20 protein-coding genes are annotated in these 22394 nt (G+C 52.5%); 3 read left to right on the top strand and 17 right to left on the bottom strand.

Going from position 1 to position 22394, the window contains the following annotated elements:
* The first annotated feature begins 237 nt into the window (after window positions 1-237).
* Window positions 238-1044, top strand: coding sequence for a lipase family protein (locus ABEW73_RS00950; protein WP_430172619.1), 807 nt, complete (start codon window positions 238-240; stop codon window positions 1042-1044).
* An 83-nt stretch (window positions 1045-1127) separates the two neighbouring features.
* Here ABEW73_RS00950 and ABEW73_RS00955 read toward each other — a convergent pair whose 3' ends face one another.
* The 16 genes from ABEW73_RS00955 to ABEW73_RS01030 form a co-directional block, all read right to left on the bottom strand.
* A complete protein-coding gene (locus ABEW73_RS00955; RefSeq protein WP_430172618.1) occupies window positions 1128-1964 on the bottom strand; it encodes a PIG-L deacetylase family protein in 837 nt (278 codons plus the stop codon).
* Window positions 1965-2015: 51 nt separating this feature from the next.
* Window positions 2016-2438, bottom strand: coding sequence for a VOC family protein (locus ABEW73_RS00960; protein ID WP_430172935.1), 423 nt, complete (start codon window positions 2436-2438; stop codon window positions 2016-2018).
* A 67-nt stretch (window positions 2439-2505) separates the two neighbouring features.
* Entirely contained in the window at window positions 2506-3069 is a 564-nt protein-coding gene (locus ABEW73_RS00965) for a GNAT family N-acetyltransferase (RefSeq protein WP_430172616.1), read from the bottom strand.
* Window positions 3070-3451: 382 nt separating this feature from the next.
* Window positions 3452-3547: a putative holin-like toxin gene (locus ABEW73_RS00970; protein ID WP_430172614.1), complete on the bottom strand. Its 96-nt coding sequence runs from the start codon at window positions 3545-3547 to the stop codon at window positions 3452-3454.
* 88 nt (window positions 3548-3635) lie between these two features.
* Window positions 3636-3863 (bottom strand): hypothetical protein, encoded by a 228-nt coding sequence (locus ABEW73_RS00975; RefSeq protein WP_430172613.1) that lies wholly within the window; start codon window positions 3861-3863, stop codon window positions 3636-3638.
* Window positions 3864-4023: 160 nt separating this feature from the next.
* Window positions 4024-4422 carry a DUF6508 domain-containing protein gene (locus tag ABEW73_RS00980; RefSeq protein ID WP_430172611.1) on the bottom strand — a complete coding sequence of 133 codons (399 nt, stop codon included), beginning with the start codon at window positions 4420-4422 and terminating at the stop codon, window positions 4024-4026.
* A gap of 83 nt (window positions 4423-4505) precedes the next feature.
* Window positions 4506-5273 carry a class I SAM-dependent methyltransferase gene (locus ABEW73_RS00985; protein ID WP_430172608.1) on the bottom strand — a complete coding sequence of 256 codons (768 nt, stop codon included), beginning with the start codon at window positions 5271-5273 and terminating at the stop codon, window positions 4506-4508.
* Window positions 5274-5333: 60 nt separating this feature from the next.
* A complete protein-coding gene (locus tag ABEW73_RS00990; RefSeq protein ID WP_430172606.1) occupies window positions 5334-6257 on the bottom strand; it encodes a DUF7638 domain-containing protein in 924 nt (307 codons plus the stop codon).
* 272 nt (window positions 6258-6529) lie between these two features.
* Window positions 6530-6751: a hypothetical protein gene (locus tag ABEW73_RS00995; RefSeq protein ID WP_430172604.1), complete on the bottom strand. Its 222-nt coding sequence runs from the start codon at window positions 6749-6751 to the stop codon at window positions 6530-6532.
* Window positions 6748-6957 (bottom strand): hypothetical protein, encoded by a 210-nt coding sequence (locus ABEW73_RS01000; RefSeq protein WP_430172602.1) that lies wholly within the window; start codon window positions 6955-6957, stop codon window positions 6748-6750. Before ABEW73_RS01000 ends, ABEW73_RS00995 begins: the two co-directional genes overlap by 4 nt.
* Window positions 6958-7092: 135 nt before the next feature.
* On the bottom strand, window positions 7093-7569 hold the full coding sequence (locus ABEW73_RS01005) for a DinB family protein (RefSeq protein WP_430172601.1): 477 nt from the start codon (window positions 7567-7569) through the stop codon (window positions 7093-7095).
* 300 nt (window positions 7570-7869) lie between these two features.
* The gene (locus tag ABEW73_RS01010; protein ID WP_430172599.1) at window positions 7870-10161 is read right to left on the bottom strand and encodes a glycoside hydrolase family 3 N-terminal domain-containing protein; all 2292 of its coding nucleotides are present in this window, start codon (window positions 10159-10161) and stop codon (window positions 7870-7872) included.
* 302 nt (window positions 10162-10463) lie between these two features.
* Entirely contained in the window at window positions 10464-13580 is a 3117-nt protein-coding gene (locus tag ABEW73_RS01015) for a glycoside hydrolase (protein WP_430172597.1), read from the bottom strand.
* A gap of 3 nt (window positions 13581-13583) precedes the next feature.
* The gene (locus ABEW73_RS01020) at window positions 13584-14957 is read right to left on the bottom strand and encodes an alpha-L-fucosidase (RefSeq protein WP_430172595.1); all 1374 of its coding nucleotides are present in this window, start codon (window positions 14955-14957) and stop codon (window positions 13584-13586) included.
* Window positions 14958-15316: 359 nt separating this feature from the next.
* The gene (locus ABEW73_RS01025; protein ID WP_430172593.1) at window positions 15317-16834 is read right to left on the bottom strand and encodes an extracellular solute-binding protein; all 1518 of its coding nucleotides are present in this window, start codon (window positions 16832-16834) and stop codon (window positions 15317-15319) included.
* Between the two features lie 308 nt (window positions 16835-17142).
* The gene (locus ABEW73_RS01030) at window positions 17143-19422 is read right to left on the bottom strand and encodes a helix-turn-helix domain-containing protein (RefSeq protein WP_430172591.1); all 2280 of its coding nucleotides are present in this window, start codon (window positions 19420-19422) and stop codon (window positions 17143-17145) included.
* A gap of 459 nt (window positions 19423-19881) precedes the next feature.
* Between ABEW73_RS01030 and ABEW73_RS01035 the strand changes: the two genes are divergently transcribed.
* Together ABEW73_RS01035 and ABEW73_RS01040 are read left to right on the top strand one after the other, a co-directional pair.
* Entirely contained in the window at window positions 19882-20808 is a 927-nt protein-coding gene (locus ABEW73_RS01035) for an ABC transporter permease (RefSeq protein WP_009589944.1), read from the top strand.
* Between the two features lie 37 nt (window positions 20809-20845).
* Window positions 20846-21724 (top strand): carbohydrate ABC transporter permease, encoded by an 879-nt coding sequence (locus ABEW73_RS01040; RefSeq protein WP_430172589.1) that lies wholly within the window; start codon window positions 20846-20848, stop codon window positions 21722-21724.
* A gap of 233 nt (window positions 21725-21957) precedes the next feature.
* Here the strand turns inward: ABEW73_RS01040 and ABEW73_RS01045 are convergent, their stop codons facing one another.
* Window positions 21958-22362, bottom strand: coding sequence for an NUDIX hydrolase (locus tag ABEW73_RS01045; RefSeq protein WP_430172588.1), 405 nt, complete (start codon window positions 22360-22362; stop codon window positions 21958-21960).
* Between the last annotated feature and the right edge of the window lie 32 nt (window positions 22363-22394).

A 22394-nucleotide genomic window follows, 5' to 3' on the forward strand; every position in this document is an offset into this window, starting at 1 on the left:
ACCCTGCTCTCTCTGTATCATTAAAGTCCAATCTGATGAGGTGCATGCCCATATGCACCGGTCGACCAAGAACGTCTATTGAATCGTACCATATAACTTGGTTCTACCCAAACCTTCTGATGATAAAATCCCGTGTATAAGCTTGAGCTTGATGGCGGATTCGCCATTCTTAGGCGTATAGGCACCTTTCCTTCCACACCCTAATATAGTGTAGGAGAACAGAAGGGCGGGATGTGCATGGGTACGAGCATAGAACGAGAACAATGGGCCATTTTTTTGGCAGCGATCTGCGGACAGACCTATACACAATTCACCAATACGGACGGCTCATTTGTCCTTCCGCTAAATTATTCGCTTTATGACACCATTGAGGCGAACTCCTTAATCAGCGTGTCCGAGCGCTTTGGGTTTATTCTAGAGTCACCGGATGAAATTATTATCGCCTTTCGGGGCACCAGTTCAACGACAAACTGGATCTCAGATGCCATCGCCTCCCAAAAAAACTTCAAATATATTAAGGACTCTTCTCTCACACACCGCGGTTTCACTAACATCTACGCCTCTGCTCGCGGCCAGATTATGTCGGCACTTAACCAACTTCCTACCCACAAGACACTGTTCATTACCGGCCACAGTCTTGGAGGAGCGCTCGCAGCCTTATGCGCAGTCGATGCAGCCGCCAACACGGACCACCAATCCCCTTATGTGTTTACCTATGGGTCCCCTCGTGTGGGAGATCCCGATTTTGCCAATGCCTTTGCTAAATATGTTCGAAACAGCTGCCGTATTGCCAACCTGTTCGACGTCGTAACGCACGCCCCGCCTCATATCTACAAGATGCCAAAACGAGAGAAGAAATACTATTACAGCCATGTGCATACCCAATGGCCTTTGACTTTCCAAAATGGGTCGGTGAGCGGTAATCATGTGATCGGAAGTTATTATACGGAGCTTGCCAAGCTCCAGCCGCAATTTGCCGAACGCTTAAGTTCAACGAATCCCGAGTTCTGTCCGGTTGTAGAATCACCATTGGAGAAGGTGTAAGCCTATTTTTCAAGATCATAAAAAAGCGGATTTCTCCTGAAAAGGGAATCCGCTCTTTTATTTCTTTTCTAATCAAGAATAGATTACACATGAGTACCCGTTAACATCGGGAACAAAATCTTCATTTCAGCTTCATTCGGTCTTCTGCCATAATCCGCGATTTCGAAAGGCTCTGCATATTGTACGCTGGCTGCATGATCTTGGCCATATTGCTTCGCAAGCGAGGGCAGCATTTCGTCCGAGACGCTCAGGAACCGATCCCAATACTTTAGAATAAAGTCCCGCTTCTCTTCCCAGGTATCCGGTACCGCATCCAGGAAACCGCCCTGCCAAGGTGCAAACTCATAAAATTGGGAAGCGTGGGCATCACAGGCCAGCAATTTCTTCTCGATCACGCCTCCTGCATCGAAGACAATATCCGATTGATACGTCGCCCGTGCCGCATAATCCGGCATCAGCAGAAATATCGGCGATTTCTTCAATGACGGCACTTCAGGAACGGCATTTGGTACGTTCGCAACAAAATCTGCCGCATCCCGCACCACCTTCCCGACATTGCGGTTATCCACATGACCGGGGCCGTCCGGATGGAACGTAATGACGATGTCCGCCTCCCAGCCACGAATTTGACGGATCACTTCCTTGCGTACTTCGGGCGTTGGCATCAATTCGCCATCGGGAATGGGCAGGACGACGTATTCCAGTACCCCAAGACGTTTTGCTGCCTCATGAGCTTCTTGAATCCGACGGTCGACCAGCTGCTGCCCGCTCATTTCATAATGACCACAGCATCCATCGGTTAACGTTACGAACTTCACCCGATGACCCATCTCTGCGTAAGCTGCCGAGATCGCGCCAGCATAGATTTCAGGTTCATCCGGATGCGCTGCAATGACAATCACATTGAGAATTTTAGACATCTGCTGCTTCCTCCTTGTAGTTTCTTGAATATACGATCGATATGATACCGATTACTTCGTCCGTTTCATCAATGGATGATCTTCCTTCAACTCCAGCAAATCCCACAGGTTCCCGTATAAATCCTTGAATACCGCCACCATGCCGTAATCCGCTTCTTTGGGCTCTCTTACAAACTCAATCCCTCGCGATATCATTTCACGATAATCTCTCCAGAAATCGTCCGTATTCAAGAATAGGAACACTCTGCCGCCCGACTGGTTGCCTATAAATGGCTCTTGCTCCGGCTTGGACGCCTTGGCAAGCAATATCGTCGTGCCAACCGAGCCGGGAGGTGCTACGACCACCCAACGCTTATCTTGTTCAGGCTGGTATGTATCTTCAATCAAGGTGAAATTCAGCTTATCGGTATAAAATGCGATAGCCTCATCATAGTCCTTCACGACTAACGCGATATGGACAATGGATTGTATCATGTTCTCTCCCCCTCCGATATGATGGTTCAATTCTTGTACGATCATCATGAAGTTCCCGTCCTGGAGCTCAACTAGTCTTTCCTACAACTGTCTTACCTTCAAAGAACTCTTTCTCCAGAATGGAGTAATAGAACTGATCCGTCCACTCTCCCTTCCAAAAAAGCTCTTCTTTAAAAACAGCTTCTTGGGTCATACCGATATGCTCCATAAGAGCTGCAGATCGAGCATTTTGCGAATTGCACATACCAACCACTTTATGCGCGTGCAGTTGTTCAAAAGCAAATTTCAAAAGGAGATTAGCAGCCTCACTTCCGTATCCCTGTCCGCCATGTTGAGGAAGGATCGCAAATCCCAATTCCCAACTCTTCCTGTAGTCGATATAACTCCACACTTGAGCAAGTCCGATTGGAGTTCTATTCCGATCATTCACTAAACGAACGATAAAATCATAGCTTGTTGTTTCGCTTCCCTCATTGATTTTGTCCAGATAGTTGCTTCGAACAACTTGTTCCTCGGACGGTACGGATTCTTCAAACTGCCATAAATCCCGATCGCATTCAATCCTGCATATAAAATCTAAGTCATCGTTTGTGATTCTAGATAAGATTACGTGTTCTCCATAGATCTCCATAAGGATCCTTTCTTATTGCTATCATAGTATGGATTCATACGCATAAATACGATTTTTCCTACTCAACCTTCCAAGCATGTGCTAATTTTATGAGTTCTTCTTTTGCTTCTATTTCACTATCGCCTATAACTTCTCCTTCAATATATCGACAGCGAAAGAGCGATGTTACAAGATGAGAACTTTCTTGCATACAACTCGTCATCTACGTTTCATCAGAATTTTCTAAGCTTTGATACATATTTTATTTTATGGTATTATATGTGTAATAAAGACCAAGTGCGGCGAACACTTGGTCAGTACAATTGGCTTGGATGGTTTGTTCCCTTCTAAGTCATTCAGGAACGAAAAACCCACCTTCGGCGCTTAACCTTTGGGTGGGTTTTTACTTTTTCTTGTTGTTATTATTAATGTATGTTAAAAGAGCAAGAATGAACGATCCAAACAGAAACATAATCGTTAATGCACCCTTTACCTCCACGGCTTCACCCCCTTTCGAAGGGAAACCATGCCCACCCAAGATTCAATTGTAGTATGGCTGTCATTGTTATTCCTACCTCACGCTCTGACTACATCACCTCATATGACTGTACTAAGTCCTGACCTATTGTTGACGTTTCCGTGCCGGTACCCTTTTCTGCTATCGATACATATAACTCCAATTCCTTAACATATTTTGGTGTGTTATTTTGTTTTTCTTTGAATAATGACATGGTGTACTGACTGCCATCCCATGTTTTACAGTCCAATGTAACGCCAATTGTAATTCCAATATCGAGGGTTGGAGTCAGCTTCACAGCTGCAAAGCCCTCCTCTGTTTCGATCAATTCCCCAACGTAATAGGCATGTCTTTTATATTCGGCCAGGAGTATCTTTTTATCATCTCTTAAATTGAATTGAATAAAAGTTCCTGTTATTGTCTCGGTTTCGGTACGACGATGACAAGTATGCGAATGATCATGATAACGTGCCCTTTAATTCTCTAAGTCTTAACAAAATTTGAGCTGCGTGCCCTTTCATACATACGCTGATAAATAACCCTTCGTTAAATCGATCCCCGCGAATATAACTGGTCATTAATTTTCTAAGGGTTTCTAGATCGGCGTTCATGATGCTGCTATCCATATTGTTATCTAAGTTCCTATAGATCTCGTTCTCCATTAACCAGTCGCTCCAGTTAAATACCATTAAGAAGCCGACATCATCTAACACTTTACGAAAATTTCCGATTTCCTCACTTTCGCACATGTACCCATTTACTTCATGGTAAAAAACGGACCCAGGATCCTGGAAATATTCGAGGTATTGGAGTAATCGATCCACATCTGCGGAGGTTAAGTCTGCGTCATACGGCATTCAATCACCTCACTGATTCTAATTAATCCCTGCACAGGGTTACCACGCACCTATGGATTCCCCCCCTGAGGGCACTAGTTCTACTAGCGCCCTATCGGAGCTTTCCTAGCCTCGAATGTAATCATCTGATCCGCTTTAACTGGTTTATTCAACCATGCATAGTCAGCCGATTTCGTGATCTCTTCGTACCCCTGCTTCTCCAGCATGAGTTCAAATTCGTGATATCCATACCAACTTAGAGGAAACCGTTGCAGTTCGGTCTGAATCAGATTTCCTTCCTTCCACTTTTCATATTTCATAATCGACACAGTTTTCTGCTCCAGCAGATTCATTTCCGTGATTCTTTCTTCTAATATGATCACTTCATGATCAGAAGTTTCCCAACTTCTAGTAGAGGCATGATTCGCTTCGATATCAGTAGGAATAAACAAATCCATAATTAATCTGCCACCAGGTTTCAAATGAGAATAAAAATGATGCAGTGCCGCGACTGCCTGCTCCCGCCCCTCCACTAATTGGAAAGATCCGGCAGGAATGATAATGGCCTCATACGAATCGGTCAACGCAAAGTTATGCATTTCGTCTTCATACAGTTTAGTTGCTAGGCCCAACTCACCGACTCGTCTCCTGCAAGAATCCAGCATAGCTGCTGAATTATCCACACCTTCTATATCAATCCCCGCTTGAAGCAGCGGAATTAACACCCTGCCTGATCCACAGCCGACTTCGAGCACCTTCCCTTTTACGTCCTTCAGACGCTCTAAATAATACTCCACGTCGCCAAACGAGAAACCTAATGGTTTACTCAGATCATACACTTCCGTACACAGCTCTCCATACAAACTATACATAGGATAAAGCCCTCCATTCTATATGTATGTTTCGATGTAATGCACTCTAAAGCAGCATCATTACACTTCTCTTTTCTCATCCGGTCGATAGAGGATTCTTTGGTAATCCCAATCTTTAGTATCCATATCGCCTAGGTACATTCTCTCATGCTCGGGTACTCGTTCATATTTCTCTCTAAGTTTTTCTCTGTAAAACTCGATGGGATTTTCTAAATATAAATAGTAAGCATCCCTGCATTCTTCTAACGCTGTTTTCTCTCCATTCAGTTTCTTGTGAAGATCCATGAATTCCTTATGTTTCTCCTCAATCTCTGCCGCGTACAGCGGTTCAGATAATGTAACTTCGCCAAGTCCTACCATGCGAACAGGCAATTCGCTATCAAATGTAGTAAACAAAGTCCCGTTCTGAAACCAAGCGCTTGCTTCGTCAAGATGGCACTGGACGTCTTGGGGCAGGTTGTAGATCATGACTTGACCGTCCTGGTATACATTCAGATGAACTAAATAATTCGCGCCTTCGTATTTCATGAAAATGTTAAACCCGTCACCCTCCACCGTCTGGTAGAACAGTTCGCTTTTTACATAAAAATCAGTGGGACGGGGAGAATCGGCCACTCTTCTGGCTTCCCGTTGCTGCTGCTCCCGCTCTGAAACTTCATATACATTCACGAATTCCGGATTCAAGAGCCGAATGGTCTGCTCAATGTGCTCATAATAGCTTTCTTGATTAAATCTCCAGCTCGCTTCATTAACTTGGAACTCACCCAGCCCATGAATAGACAGATTTTGGCCAATCGGTACGACAGGCGTCAGCCAGTTGGAATCGATTTTGTTTTTTAAGCCTTTAAGGTCAACAAGCTCCCAGCAATTCGTCATGCCATCATCATAGATATCTACATCAATATAAAAGTACTGCCCTCCGTTGCAAATCACCCCCGGTATGGTTGTACCTTCAACGATTTTGGATCTTCTAATTTTTTTCATAGCAATCACCTTTTCGATTATAGTTAATGATGCTTCCGTTCTATTGCGGGCATGGTGACTAAACAGGATCGTAAAGTTTGAACCTGTAATCCCCATGTTAGGTGAAGCGAGTGAATCGTTCCTATTAGAATCTATTTCTTTAGAGGCATTCCTTACATCATATAAGAGATTCACAGGAAGAACTATACCATTTATATTTATAAATAATCTCTACTTAAAACGATTCCCAAGACACATTCAAGACCCTAATAGTGAAATCCAACCCTAATGATTTAACTGCCCGAGCACTCGTCCCATAAGGTTAACCCTTTAATCTCAATTTCGATCCAGTCCACGAATTCCTGCATGAGCCGGATTAATTGATCCATATTCTCTTCCAGGGCCTCGATAAAATCCGTTTCAGACGAAGTAAATATGAAGCCAATATGGTCCTTCAACTCCTCCGCTTGGGGATGGCCTCTCCAAAAAAACAGCGTTTCTTCAAGCCTGTTCACGATCCGCCTCCATCTTTCTGCTTCCAATTCATTAAAGCATAGTGGTCGTATGGTTCGTATTCTTTTTCAACGGCGCTATCCAGGTAACCGAAAGTCTCTTCATCCATATAGATCGAATCCTCGTTCCAGCACCGATTACGGTATGGCCCCGGCAGTACTTTTATGTAACATGAACCTTCCAGCTCATTCAGCCTGTATATTTTCATAACACCATCCTTCTTTTCCCCTAGCATCCACATTTTATTTCACATCCTAATTTCCGTTTGGTAAAAATAGCAAAAGACTCCCTCGGCTCATGAAGATCATGGCAACAGGAAGTCCCTATGTGTGGTGAGTTAAAACTATGCCCTTAAAAAGGCAATGTAATCCGTTATGATCCCCTTATGTCCCAAATGCCGGAGCATTGTCGTGATATTGCCCCTATGGTAGGTTCCATGATTTACGACCTGCTGGAGAATCTCCGAAATCGAATTTTGAAATGCTTCCCCCGCAGTGTTGTGATAAGTCACAACCTTCCCCATATCGTGAGCCGACGTTAAATATTCGCGGTGCCGTGTTTGGAGCTGGCTCATGTATTGACGAGCTGCTTCCAAATTCGCAAATTGTCTCGCAGCAAGCGACGGAGGACTCTCCTCCTTGATTCGGGCAAACCAAACTTCCTCCGCAGCTGCAAGGTGACCGAAGACTTCCGCGATGGAGTTGAAGCCCAGGTTCACTTCCTGGAGAAACACGCCTTCCGGCAAGGATTGTAAATGATTCCATACTCTTTCGTTCGCCCACATGTGATAGTCGTACAATTGAAGAAACGCTTCCTTCATTCTGCTCTCTCCTCTCTTGATCGCTTTATCGGTCGATCGGAATGCACGATATCCTAATACAACGATCCCGTCGAAAAAGCCCCCGGATTCTACACCCGAGATGAGCACAGCAATTGGCTTTATATAAGGGTATTCTCCATTGGATTCGGCTATCCTTTTTTCAACGCGTTCAGCACTCGACCGCCCCCACCATCTTTCACCGGGTTGGTATGCTTTCGGCTTGTCATCCGACGCAACCAAAGCGATCCGGTGGGAGGAGCTGGGCTAGAAGCTATTTGCCCCCCTTCGAGCGTACGATCTTTAACCTTCCACCATCAAGCTTGCGATCTCTCCTCTCGTCGAGTCGGGGCCGACCTGAATGCGGAACTCGCCGGGTTCCACCACCGATTTCAGGTCAAGGCCGATTAATTCCAGCTGCTCGCTGCCGATGGTGAACGTCACCTCCTTCGTCTCCCCGGCCTTCAGGAACACCTTGCGGAAGCCTTTCAGCTCCTTCTCCGGACGGGTCACGGAGGCGGCCAAATCGGAGACGTACAGCTGAACGACTTCCGCGCCGTCCCGTGATCCCGCGTTGGTCACGTCAATCCGGACCGTGGTTTCGCCGCCTATGGGGACAAAGGCCGGCTCGACCGTCAGACGGCCGTATCGGAATTCCGTATAGCTTAAGCCGAAGCCGAACGGATACCGCGGCGCAAGATCCGTCTCCAGGTAACGCTTGCCCCGGGTCCGTCTGGCATTATAAGGAACCGGCAGCTGACCGACCTCCTTCGGAATGGACAGCGGCAACCGACCAGACGGATTGACGTCGCCGAACAGTACGTCCGCGATCGCGTTCCCTCCCTCCTGACCGGGATACCAAGCTTCTACGATCGCCGGAATAAACTCGTCGATCCACGGCTCCGTAATCGGCCGTCCGTTGATATAGACGACGACCACCGGCTTGCCGAGCTTATGGAGCTCCTGCAGCAGCTCCAGCTGCACGCCCATCAGCGTTAGGGTCGAGCGGTCAATCCCTTCCCCGCATTCCATCTCGCTCTCGGCATGTCCGGTTACGACAGAGGCACCCGTTCTAAGATCGATGGTAGCGTCTCCGAAATCTCTTGCGCTAGAACCCCCAAGCACCATCACGATGACGTCGGCTTGCTCGGCGCACGCCAGCGCGTGAGGGAACCCTTCCCTTGAATCGCCTTGAATGCGGCAGCCCGGGGCATATAGAACACGGCTGTCTCCCAGCCGTCGGCGGATGCCGTCCAGCACCGTTACGACCTGCCCCGGCGGCTGGGGAGAGGTATAATCGCCAAGCTGATGGTACGGCGCATGGGCGTTGGGGCCAATGACGGCAATGGTTCCGCTGCTCGAATCCAGGGGCAGCAGGTTCCCCTCGTTCTTCAGGAGCACGATGCCTTCAGCCGCAGCCTGGTAGGCCAGTGCGATATGCTCTTTACTGCCTATGACCTGCTCTGCCCAGGCTGGATCCACATAAGGCCGATCAAAGAGACCCAGACGAAACTTCATTTCCAACACGCGGCCGGCTGCCTTATTCAGATCGTCTTCAGTGATCAGCCCTTGCTCCAGCGCTTGGTGAAGATGTGCCCGGAACATGGTCCCGGACATCTCCATATCGACACCAGCCTTCAGCGACAGGGCCGCCGCCTCCACGCCCGATCCGGCCGTATTGTGACCGCATGCCAACATATGGATAGCGCCGCAATCCGTAATGACGAAGCCGTCGAAGCCCCACGCCTCGCGAAGAACGTCTTGCAGCAGGTACCGGCTGGACGTGCAAGGTACTCCGTCGATTTCGTTATAGGCGGTCATGACCGACAAGGCACCCGCTTCAACAGCCTTGCGGAACGGCAGCAGATCGACTTCGTGAAGCTCCCGAAGGCCCATGTGAACGGGGGCTCCGTTGCGTCCCCCTTCGGAAGCGCCGTAGCCCGCGAAATGCTTCAGCGTAGCCAGAAGGCTGGTATGCGAATCAAGGCGATCGCCTTGCAGTCCCCGTACGGCGGCAACCGCAAATTCGGCCACCAAATGGGAGTCCTCGCCGAAGGTTTCTTCGGTCCGGCCCCAGCGAGGATCCCGTACCACATCCAACACCGGCGAATAGGTGGCCGCTCCCCCCTGAGCTCTTGTCTCGGCGGCAACGGCGCGGCTTATGCTGCGGAACAGCTCCGTGTTCCAGGTGCTTCCGATCGTGAGCGGTACGGGAAACACCGTCGCCCCGATCGCCATATGTCCGTGGGAGCATTCTTCCCCGAACAGAATCGGAATCCCCAGCCGCGAGTGCTCCATCGCGTAACGCTGAATCGCATTAACCGCTTCCGCACCTTCCCGCGGGGACAGTCCGTTTGCCAGCGTCACCCCGGTCCAGGGATCGGCCCGCAGCGTACCGTACAAGGAACCGATTCCTCCCTCCGCAAGCTGCGACTTGAATTCCTCGGTAAGTTTGATCGTACCGTCGTCGTTCCTTATGTAAGCTTTCCAGCCGAACGGCTGGATCAGCTGCCCGATTTTCTCCTCCGCTGTCATCCGCTCCAGCAAGTCCTCGACCCGCCGCGAAACCGGCCATGCAGCATCCTTGTAGTCCATAGCGCGCACACCCTTTCTTTTTCCTGTTAAAAGCGTTCAAAATGATGACATGCAACCGTTCGTTGAATGTTCCCGCATCCTATGGGGTTCGGGTTTAGGCTCTTCCCCATCGGATTTAACCCCACACCGCCTAAGCAGCAGCCCTTCCGAAATTTTCGATGGAAGAAAAAGGCTCTCCGGCACGATCCGATCGGCTGGAGAACCTCCCTCTATGTGTATCGTGCAGAAGACGGCGCCGCGCCGTAACGATCCCGGTCAACAGCAAGACCCCCTCTTCCAACCGTTTAAGGGGCGAGTACGCCTCAAGATGGTTGGCTCTGCCGGATCCGTACCTCCTCCGGCCGATATACGGTCCGCACTTGTCCCCTGGCATCGGTCGTAAACATCACGGTCCGCTCCCGTTCCAATTCGAAGACGTAGACTGTCCCGGATGCCGGGTCCTTTACCTCAACATCTGCGCTTGCCCCATGCTCGGAGACGAAGACGTACAAGCTTCCTTGCCCGAACGCCAGCTTGCGGCCATAGATCCCGGGCAGCTCGCCTCCCTTCAGCCATTCCAGCTCAGGTGAAACGGCTGCGGAGCGGATAGCTTCCGCGTACAGCGCCTGGATCGGCTCCCAGCGCTCGTTCATTTCGACCGGAAGCGGGCACCAGATGAACCTTCCCGAACCCAAGGTCACCGTGACGGGTTCTAGCTTCCCATCCAACCGGCCCGCCGGACGATCCACCGCGAGCGCGTTAATCTTCCGTTCGCCGAACGACACGGCGAAAGGCTCTCCCGCCAGCTCCAGCGTTTCTTCCCGAAGAACGTTAGCATGGACGGTTTCGCCGATCTCCTGCTGCAGGCGATGCGTGGCCGGCCCCCAATACGCATCGGTGCGAAGCGGGCCTGTCCACAGGACCGTGCTCCCTTCCCTTGCCAGGTCGAGGAGCTGGGCAAACGCGGCATCGTCGAAATTGTGCGCGCTCGGCACGATGATCAGCTTGGCCGGATAGCGCTTTAAGTCCCCCAGCTGGTATTCGCCGATGCCTCGCGGATGGACGTTCATGCCGAACGTCAACGCGCGCATGGCCCTCGTCGTCGCTTCATAGGCCAGCTTCCGGCTGGAAAAATCATTCGAATACGGGTAAACGACAGCGATGTCCTCAAGCTGCCGTTCATCGTCGAACAGGCCAGCTGCTTCCTTCATGAAGCGGCCGAAGTCATAGGAGACATCGGCTTCGGGCTTCTGAGTTCCGTCCGCCCGAAGTGCACCGATGTTGGATTCGTTGGCATTATCCATGAAGTAGTTAATATTCCAAATCCACTGCACGGCACCCGCGCCCCCGGTCGAAAACGAATACGCATACTTCCGCTCCAGGATGTTGCGAAGCTCTTCCTCCGTCCGCTTGGCGATGCCGTCCGGACGCTGCACGTGCATGATGCCGGTCTCCTGGATCAGATTCGGCTTGTCCGGCGTTTTCGTAAATATGCCGTCCCAAGCCAGGTGATCGTTCTGCCACCAGGAGTGGACCGTCGTGTAATCAACGGCGGGCCCGTAGAACGAAGGCGACGGACGCTGGGAGCAGATGCCCTCATCCTGCCCGACCGTAACCAGTTGTCGGGGATCGGAGCGGCGAATGGTGCCGATAAGCTCGGACGCCCACCGATTATGCATATCCATGGTGAACAGCGTGAAATCGATCCACGGTCCCCACTTCTTAGGCTGCAGCACGCTGTTGAACAGCTTGTCGTCCGGACTCGGCGCAGGCGCCGACTCGAATGAAGGCAGCTCGCCCGGCGTCATGTTCCAGCGCTCCTGAAGCAGCGCCAGATCATCCCCGTGGCGCTGCCGCAGCCACTCGGACCAGGCCTGCCGCTCGAACCGGTCCCCTACTGATACCGGCCCCTCGAAGACTCGCTTCGGATCAAACAGCGAAGGCTCGTTGATCAGGTCCCAATGCACGTTGGTCGTGCCCCTATGACGTCCCACGATGGAGGCGATGAAGCGCTTTTGCGCCTCCACCGATCGCGGATCCAGATAGGGGTTCACGCCTTCCCAGGCTTCGGGCGCAAACGAGAAGAACGTGAACGTCACTTCCAGCTCATGCCGCTTGGCCGTCAGGATAAAGGCATCGATCGCCCGCATGACGTCCTCGGCCGCATGGCCGTCGGCAAACATGATCATCCGGTATCCCGTCCATATGCCCGTCCGGATCAGGTTAATCCCTGCCCGCTTCATCTCCGCCATATCCGCATCCCAACGCTGCACGTTCGGCAGATGGAGAAATTTGCGCGCGACGTCGGAGGTCATGTACGTCATGCCAACGATCGGAACCGTCCGCCCGCCGCGGCGGAAGTAATCGCGCCCGCATTCCAGCCGCTCTCCCGCCTGCAGCAGCGGACGGTCGACGCCCCATACCGCCTGGGTCAGGTTGCGTCGCTCCCCGGACTCGGACTCGGCTTCGCAAACGATCCGATACAAGCCCGCATCCAGCCGTACCGGTACGGACAAGCGAAGCTGCTGCAGATCCCGCTGTTCCATGCCAGCTTCCGACTTCTCGTGTCCGGTCCAGACGATCTCGCCGTCGTCTTCCTTGATAAGACTCACCGCAAAATGCCATGTCTGCGCCGGGGCGGACGTCCGGGATAGCGTCTGCAACTGGATCGTCAACCGCATCTGCTCGCCCAGCTCGTAGGAGGCATAGTTCGGCTTCAGCCACAGCTCCGTCACGCCCGTACCCGCGTATTCGGCCAGATCCTTCAGGACGTCCATCCCTTTCGTCTCCCAGAACGATGCCCTCAGCTGCTGGTTGATCAGAATCCACCGGCCCCCGGCGTAATCGCCCTTATGCTGCTCCAGCATGACGACCGGAGCGGACCGCTCTCGTCGATCACGGTCCACGCCAATCAGCAGCGGCGAGATGACGGCGTCCATCGGACCGCACGCCCCCATCTCGGCCGGGATGTCGCTCGCTTTGGTCGGGTGCAGCGTCAAGCCCCAGGTCGGCTCCATGCCGTACAGCTGCTCGCGCCCCTGCAGGATCGGGAATTCGGCGGAGGCTTTCAGCTCCCGGACGCGCGACACGTCGACCGCCAGCGCATCATGGATATCCATTCGCTGGTGATAAGCCAGCTGCTCGCGTTCGGCATGCCAGCTTCCATTCAGCTCTCGAACCGGCCTGCGGAAAGGCACGCCCCCGGCATGAACAAGACCGCCGCCCGCCTTCAGGTGGCCTTCGATGGCCGCCCAAGCCGCTTTCGAAAAGTACGGCCCGTGCAGATGAATCAGCGCGTCCCAGCCGCCTTCCGTCAGCCGATCAGCCACGTCCGCAGCACCCGCGACCACCGCCCATTCCCCCAATCGCTCCAGTGCCTCGGCAGACGGACGTTCGCCTTCGTAAGGAAAATGCTCGTCGTAAAATACCAGCGTTCTCATCGCTTACTCCTTTCTCGTCCACGGCTGGCCGTCGACGTATACGGATGTTCCGCGCGTTCGGGCCCAGTCGGCGATCCGGGAAGGGTCGCCGGTCCAGAGGCGGTTCACTCCCCATTGATTGGTCTGCGGCCGCTCCTCGCATTCGATGCGGATGACCGGGAACAGCTCGGTCGGACGTTCCCGCGGCAGCCCTTCGATCCACAGCACGTCGCCCTCCTGTCGGAACGACAGCTCCTGTCCCGTTGTCAGCAGCGTCACCCGTGATACCGGCGTCACCAGATCGGCCAGCCTCAGCACCGGCCTCCCATCCCAGAAGCGGATGATGAGATACAGCTTGTTGTCTTTCATCGTCTGCCGCCCGTAGGTGATGAACTCTGTGAGGTTCCCGCCGTCGGAGCCGTAGATGGCCTCGCCGTGAACGTCCAGCCACTCCCCGATCTTCAGCGCCCGCTCCACAAAGGCCGGCGGAAGCTGCCCGTCGGGCTGCGGTCCGACGTTAAGCAGCAGATTGCCGCCCACGGTGCCCCCTTTTTCCGCGCACTCGCACAGCATGTCGAGCAGGACGTCGGCCGGACGCCATCGTTCGCCGTTCGTGTACCCCCACAGCCTCCACGTGGTGACCTGGCTGGATTCCCACAGCCGCTTCTGATCCGGGACGATGACATGCTCCGGCGAGCCGAAGTCGCCCAGCACCTCGGAATCGCCCGAGCCGCCGCCGCCGTCCGCATGCAGCTTCTCCTCCTCAGACAGCCCAAGACGGTTGTTGACCAGGATGTCCGGCTGAATCGACTTCATCCGTTCCACCAGCTTGATGCTGTCCAGGTCCTCCGCGGTTCGCGGCCAGACCCCGTCAAAAAAGAAATGATCAATGCGCCCGTAATTCGTGACCAGCTCTTCCACCTGGGCATGCAAATACTGCTTCATCGTCTCCCAGCCCTCGGGATCCTTTTCCGGTCCGTCGAAATAAGCCGGGATCCGCCAATCGATCCATGAATAATATAAGCCTACCCGAAGCCCCTGGGCCCGGAACGCGTCGGTAAATTCGCGCACCAGATCCCGGCCGGGCGCCTGCTTTGTGCTGGAATAATCCGTCGTGGCCGTATCCCACAAGCAATATCCGTCATGATGCCGAGTCGTTAAGCAGGCATATCTCATCCCCGCCTTACGTGCGGTGTACGCCCAAAGCTCGGCGTCAAAGAACGTCGGATTCCACTCGCAGGCTTTCCGCGCGTATTCGGCTTGGTCCAAATGCTCCCGGAACAGAACCTGCTCGCCGCGCCCGTATTGGGCATATGGCCCGAAATGAATAAACATGCCGTACCGGCTTTCCGTGAACCATTGCCAGCCTTCCCGGATGGCTTGTGTTTGCTTGGTCATGAACTACGTCCTCCTTATTCTGCACGGCTCTTGCCGTGCAGTCAGCCTTGATCGATACTTTCGCTTCTTGCTCTTTGAGCAGCATTAAGGCTTCTTATGACCTTTACTCTAGCCCGGGAATCCCTGTCTTGAACACTTTACTTTTGAGAGAAAACTTTGATTTTGCTCAATATCGGGGAATTGAAGCCCGCCCACAGCGGTAACGCTGATCCCTTTCGGATCCCCTCGGAATCGCCTCGCTGCTCTTCACGGAACGCTTCATGGTGATGCACGAAAAAAAAGCAACCCTCCCCGACAATGAAGCCGGGTATAGGATTGCCCTGTTCCATGATGTTTCTTGGCCGTTACTGCGCCTGAACTTACGACTGACCGGCTCTCCACTCATCGAATTGCCGTTGGTATTCCTCAACGACCTCATCGAGACCAGCGGACTTCATTGCGGCCAGCATTTTGTCGTAGGCGTCCTCGTATTTCACGACCCCGTGCATGACCGGATAAACGCTGGTCTTCAGCTCGGCGATGCAATTAGCGTACTGCGATGCTACGTTGGTCGGATCGAAGGTGAAGCCGATCGTGATGCTGTTCACGGCATCGTCCGATACCGTCGTGCGGCGCTCCAGACGCGCTGGATCCGTACTCGTAGGATAACGGTTCATCTCCACGTGGCCGAGCAGCCAGTACGGAAGCTCATAAGCCGGAGAACCGTTCTCGTTCTTGGCCAGATAGTCCTTGGTATTCTTGCCGGTATCCTTCCAATGCACATCCTTCACGCCGCTTTGAACGAGATCCATGTTCTCCTGGCTGCTGTACACCCAGTTCAAAAATTGAATGCCGGCCTCCGGGTGCGGAGACGTGGCCGAGATCCCGTTGGAATTGCGGATCGCGTAGGATCTAAATTTCGGCTGGTCGGCCAAATAATAAATATCCAGCTTCGCATCCGGGAACGTCTGAAGAATGGCGTCGCTCAAGCCGACGTCGCCCGGACGGTACAGATAACGACCGGCCAGCTCTTCCTGGTTAATGACCTCCGTCGGCGTCGTAAGCAGATCGCTCATGATCAGCCCGCGCTTGTAAGCCTCGTTCATGAACAACACGTCTTTTTTGAATTCCTCGGTTTCAAACCATGACTTCACGTTCCCCTGTTGGTCGATGTAAATCATGTTGTCGGCCACGGTAAACGGATAGGTGTCGTAGGTCGTATGCAGGAAGTAGGCAGGCTCCTCCAGCATCTTGATATATACGTTTTTGTTGTCCTGCGGCCAGTTCTTCTGCAGCGTCTCGGCTGCATCGAGCAGCTCTTCCGGCGATGTCGGTGGCTTCAGACCGTTTTTCTCGAGCAGATCGGTGCGGATCGTGAACATGCCATCGTTATAAGCGGTATCCGCCCAGAAATTCGGCACGTACGTGATCTTACCGTTGATTTTCGACGACTCCCAGATCCAGTCCGGCATGGAAGCTTTCAGCTCGCTGCCATACTGATCCAGCAGATCGTCGATCGGAATGATTCCGCCGCTCCCGGCAAGCACCGTCGGTCCTTTGGTATCGTGCATGATGGCAATCAGCTCGAACTCCTCGCCCGTCGACATCATGAGGTTGGTCTTCTGATCCCATACGTCCCACGCGATGTAAGTCGGTTCATACGTGAGGTTCAGACCATCGGCCTCCAGCTTCTCATTGATCGCTTTAACCGCCGTTTCCAAATCCTGCGGTGCGGTTCCCGGAAGCAGATACCGGACCGGCAGCTTGTCCCCTCCGCCGTTCTCGCCGCTCGCTGATCCATTCTCGCCGCCGGCATCGCCCCCGCCGGAGCAGCCTGCGATCACGGATACCATAAATATCGCGGCTAACCATAGTGCTAGCGCTTTCCTTTTTTTCATCTGTGTCTCCCCCTGTCTTCATTTGGTTTAGTCATGCGGTACGATTCCTATCTTAAGGAGACATTAGGGATGACGTATACTTCAAAATGATGGTTTTCGCCATTTTAAAACGCTTTAAGAGGTTGTTCAGAAAGTCAACTTTTGATCACGAAGCAGGTCAGGAAGCGGTCTCGACGTCGAATCTTGAATTCAGCCGGGCCTTCCGTTGCTCACGTAGTTTGCCTACGCTCCGCTACTCAGTCCCTAGCTTCATCCAACCTTCTCGGTGCTGAAAGGTCGAATTTCTGAACCCTCACTTTAACCGCCCGTCACTGCGCTTTTTTCGTCTCGATCGCATGCTGGCTTCGGAACTGGGCCGGCGAGATCTGGTAGTGCTTTTTAAACAGCGTGTAGAAATAGGTCGTATTCAGAATGCCCACCTGCTCGCTGATCGATTGAACCGACTCATCGGTGCTTGCGAGGAGCTCCCGGGCCTTTTCCAGTCGAACGGCATTCAGGTAATCGTTAAACGACAGCTCGCAATGCGCCTTGAAGAGCTTGCCGACATAGCTGCGGGACAGCTTCACCTCACCCGCGACCTGCTCGAGCGACATATCCGGCCTTGCATAATGCTTGCGTACGTACATCTGGATAAAATCAACCACCTCCGCATGCCGGACCGCTCCCGATTCCTCGGACAGGTTGCAGAGTCTAAGGGCAAGATCCTTCAGGGCATCCGCGGTTTCCTGCAGCGTCTGAAAGCGGGTAATCCGCCGCGTAAAGTCAAGGAAGAGATCCGCGCTTTCCCGATTTTTCACCGTATGGACATTGAGCTGCTTGTACAGGCCGCCGATGAACTGGTTGATGAAAAACATGACTTCATGATAGTTGTAATCGCGAATTTCCTTGATCCACTGATCGATTTCCTTCTCCAATTTATCCCGCTGCTGCAGCTTGATGGCCTCGATGATGCGCTTCTCCCGCTTGTCCGGATACTGCGCCTCGGTATGCTCCGACTCCGCGGCGATGACCGGATCGCCATGGAACATCCTGCCCTTGCCTGCGAAGAAGCGCTGCTGGAAGCAGGACTGCGCGCAATCGAACGATTCGCGCAGCTCCTCGTACGTCTGCGCGGCCGTTCCGATGCCGACAGTGACGGACACGCGGAGCGTGCGGAGCATCTCGCCCTGCAGCTCCTCCAGCATGCCCAATACATGGAGCGGAAGCCGGCTCTGCTTCATGGGGAGAATGATCGCAATGGTCCCATCCCCCACCGTTGCCACGCTCGCTCCCTCCGGTTCCAGCATCTGCTGAGCCGCCTGGGCGACGGCTGCGCAGGTATAGGACTGCTGCTCCTCGTCCTCGCCCCCGGGCGAGCCGTCTAAGCTGTCGAGCAAAAGGACAGCCGCCAAGAAAGAAGGCCCCTTGCCTTCCCGGGCCAAACGGCGGAATGCCGTCTCGTCGCCGCCTTTAAGCAGCTGCAGCACGTGGGCCTGTCTGGCGACGGAAGCCTCGGACTCCATCGACTTCATTTTCTCCGTCATTTCGGCGTAAGTTGTATCCAAAATGGCAAATTCGTTGATTTGCCGCCGGTTTTCCTTCATTTTCGGTATGGCGCTCATTTTCTCCAGCAGGTGGCGGATCGGGTTGTACGCATGATGCGTCAGCCAGATCGACAAGAACATGCTGACGACGAAGCAGGCCAAAGCGAGAACCAGCGCCGACGTTCGGAGGGCCTGCATGTTGAACAACAGATTTTGATATTGGCTTACGCTGATAAACGTCCAGTTCATATCCTTGGATTTCACGTAGGTAACGAGGCTCTTGCGGCCGTCGATGGAGCGGGTGAAGTAACCGCTTTCCGCGTCCGTTCCCAGGATGGACTGGACATAGGATTCCTGCGATATATCCTCCATGAACCGGGACGGATCCGAATGGGTGATAATGGTTCCCTTATCATCAATGACGTACAGCGAATCCACCGCTTCGTTGCGGTAGCCTCCGATCAGATCCTGGATGGTGCCGGTGCTCATATTGATCACGATCGCGCCCTTGGAGCTTAACGGCGAATAATAGCTCGGAAGGAGAACGAACGTAAGGACGTCTTCGCTCCGGTTCGTCGAAGTGGCGGAAGAAATCTTGCGCGGGAACAGGTGAAAATATGATGTATTCTTGTTGTTGATCTCCTCCAGCAGCGCTTTCTCCTGCTCCTTGGTAATCCCCTTCGTATTCAGATACGTGTTATTCGAGCCGTTATAGATCCCGATCGAATGGATGAAGGGATAGGTGGACTGGACTCGGTTAAGGGTGCCGAACACGCCATACTGTTTCACCGGATCGGCCTCTTTGTCCAAAAGGGCGTTCACGATCTCCTTGTCGCTGAGCAAAAGGTTGCCCACGTTATACACTTGGTCACGGATGACGCTGGATACGGCGCTGTTCTGCTTCAGCATCGACTCGGATATTTTCCCTACCTCCTTCGCGGTGCTCCAGGAGAACATCATGTACAGGACGACGGTTACGAGGGCAATCATAGCTGCCGTGAGCAAAACAAAGCTGAGAAACATATTTCGGTACACTGCATAACGGAATAATCGCTGCCGGATCATATTCTCCCTCCTTATCATTCGATCTGTATAGTAAACTGAGATCTTCATCATTCATAAATATCACTAACATTATATGTAATATACATGTTAGTTTAATGGAGTTGCCTAGCAATCCGCTCCCTTGGAACGGATCGATATTTTACTCTCATCTTACATTTGCTCAGGGCATACATCAACATGAAAACGCATTCTTTATTTTCCTCCCCAAGCTTCCCTCCATAGACTTCATCGGCTAAACCCCTTATAAAACCAAGCTTTTCCGGTCATTATTCAATCCTGACGACGCTGTGCGAAATACTTAAATTCGAAGTTTTTGCCGTTTTTTAAAGCAGGGGTCCCCCCCTTCAATCCGCTCAAACTCCATTTTCATAGTTTACTGCACGCGGCAACTCTCTTTACACTCGAATCAGAACTGCTACGCTTGCAGCCCCCATCACTTACGAAAGGACGTGCCTACTTATGAAAAAAAGCCGCTTCGGCTTCCTGCGCGAAATCCGCTCGAACGGATCCGCCTACCTGCTCGTCGTACCGGCTGCCATCTATACGCTGGTCTTCGGTTATTTCACGCTTCCGTACATGCTCATTGCGTTTCAGAAATTCAACTTCAAAACGGGACTCTTCAATTCCGCCTGGGTCGGCTTTGACAATTTCAAGTTCTTCTTCTCGTCGCCCCGGGCTTGGGAGGTCACCTTCAACACCTTGAAGCTCAATTTTCTCTTTATCATCGTTGGCACGCTCGCAGCCATGGCGCTGGCCATTCTGTTCAACGAGCTCCGGAGCCGCTGGTTCTCGAGGGTGACTCAATCCACGATTTTGTTCCCGCATTTCTTGTCCTGGGTCATCGTCAGCTACATCATCTACAGCTTGCTGTCGACCGACTACGGTATCCTGAACCGGATCCTGGCGTTCTTCCATATCGACCCCGTCAACTGGTACGCCTCCCCGCAATACTGGACGTGGATTCTTACGACCGCGGCGGTCTGGAAGGACCTCGGGATGAACCTCGTCATTTATCTGGCGGCTATAACGGGAATTGATGACAGTTATTACGAAGCCGGCCGGATCGACGGCGCTACCCGCTGGCAGCTCATCCGCCATATCACCATTCCGCTCATGCTGCCGACCATATCCATCTTAACCCTGCTGGCCTTGGGCAAAATCATGTACGGCAGCTTCGACATGATCTATGCCATCGTGAAGGACAACGGGCTGCTGTATCCGACGGTTGACGTCATCGACACGTATGTGTTCCGTTCCCTCCGCACCATCGGGAATCCGGCACAGGCCATGGCCGTCGGACTGTATCAATCCGTGGTCGGCTTTATTCTCGTATGGGGCAGCAACAAAATCGTGAAGAAGGTGAATCCGGACCATGCCTTGTTCTAAAGAAAGCCGGAATCATTCGGAAGGGAGCGAAACCTAGATGACGTCCAGACCTAAATTTTTCGACGGCGTGAATGCCGCGCTGATCGGCATCATCTCCATTCTCTGCATCCTGCCGATGCTGCTTGTGCTCATGGTGTCCTTTACCGACGAAGCCAGCATTAAGCAATTCGGCTACCAGCTGTTCCCGAGCGAGCTGTCGCTGGATGCCTACAAGCTGCTCCTGTTCGGCAGTACGTCGCTGTACCGGAGTTACATGATCTCGATCTTCGTGACGGTCATCGGCACGATCCTTGCGGTCACCATTACGTCCATGGCCGGATATACGCTGGCCGCCAAGCATATCCGTTACCGCAACGGCCTCGGATTGTTCTTTTTCATTACGATGGTGTTTAACACGGGCCTGGTCCCCTGGTATCTGATCAACCTGAAGCTCGGCATGAACAACACCATCTGGGCTTTGATCATTCCATCCCTAGTGTTCAACCCGTTCAACCTGTTTCTCGTGCGCAACTACATGTCCCAAATCCCGCCTTCCCTGACGGAAGCGGCCAAGATCGACGGCGCAAGCGACTTCTATATCGCGTTCCGGATCTACTTTCCGCTATGCATGCCCGTTCTGGCCACGATCACGCTGTTCTACGGCATTGCCTATTGGAACAACTGGTTCAACGCCATCATGCTGGTGGACAACGAGAAGCTGTATCCCCTGCAATACCTGCTGTTTAAGCTGAACTCCGAGATCAGCATGATCCAGCAGATGCAGAGCAGCGGAGCCATCCTCGGCACCCAGACGCTTCCTCAGGAATCGGTGAAGATGGCCACCGCCATTCTGACGATTGGCCCGGTGGTGCTGTTCTATCCTTTCCTGCAGCGGTATTTCATAAAAGGGCTGTTGATTGGCTCTTTGAAGGAGTAAGAGGTTTCTCCACATGCCATGGTCTCAGGGTATGAGCCGGGGATCAGGTTTTACCGATATCAAAGAGGCTAACCGCTCTCACGGTTAGCCTCTTTTTTATGTGATGGAGGTCTTTATGGATGCAGCGTCAGCCGCTTGGGATGGAACATCGTCAACGGGATTCGTTAGCGTAAACCTGATGTTGTGCATGGGGTCAGTAATGGTAATCATTTCTTTGAAGAACAGGATGAATGCTAAAACGCCCGGCTTTTGACTTCTCCTTGATAAGCCAATGCATCCTGGGCCCTTAACCGCTGAACTTCGCTTAGCTCCGACCACTCGGCCCATTTATACTCCGAATGCTCCGAACTAAGGATAATTTCCTCATGAAGAGTGATCGAACAGCGGAATATGCCGACCTGCGCGTTGATATGACTGTGATAATAAAATCCGGTCAAAACCGCATCTTGAAGTGTAAGGCCCAGTTCTTCGCGGCATTCGCGAAAAATGGCTTCATGAATCGTTTCACCAGGGTCCACCCCGCCTCCGGGCAAACTCCATCCCTTGTTCCCATAGGTCCGTTTTAATAAGAGCAGCTTGCCGTCGGCGTTCGATATGATGGCATGCACACCAAATCTGTATGTATCCTGAAAGCCCAAATTTCATCCTCCCATCCTGACATTAAAATGCT

The sequence above is a fragment of the Paenibacillus lautus genome (assembly GCF_050482385.1).
In the GTDB taxonomy this organism is placed as follows: domain Bacteria; phylum Bacillota; class Bacilli; order Paenibacillales; family Paenibacillaceae; genus Paenibacillus_AQ; species Paenibacillus_AQ lautus_B.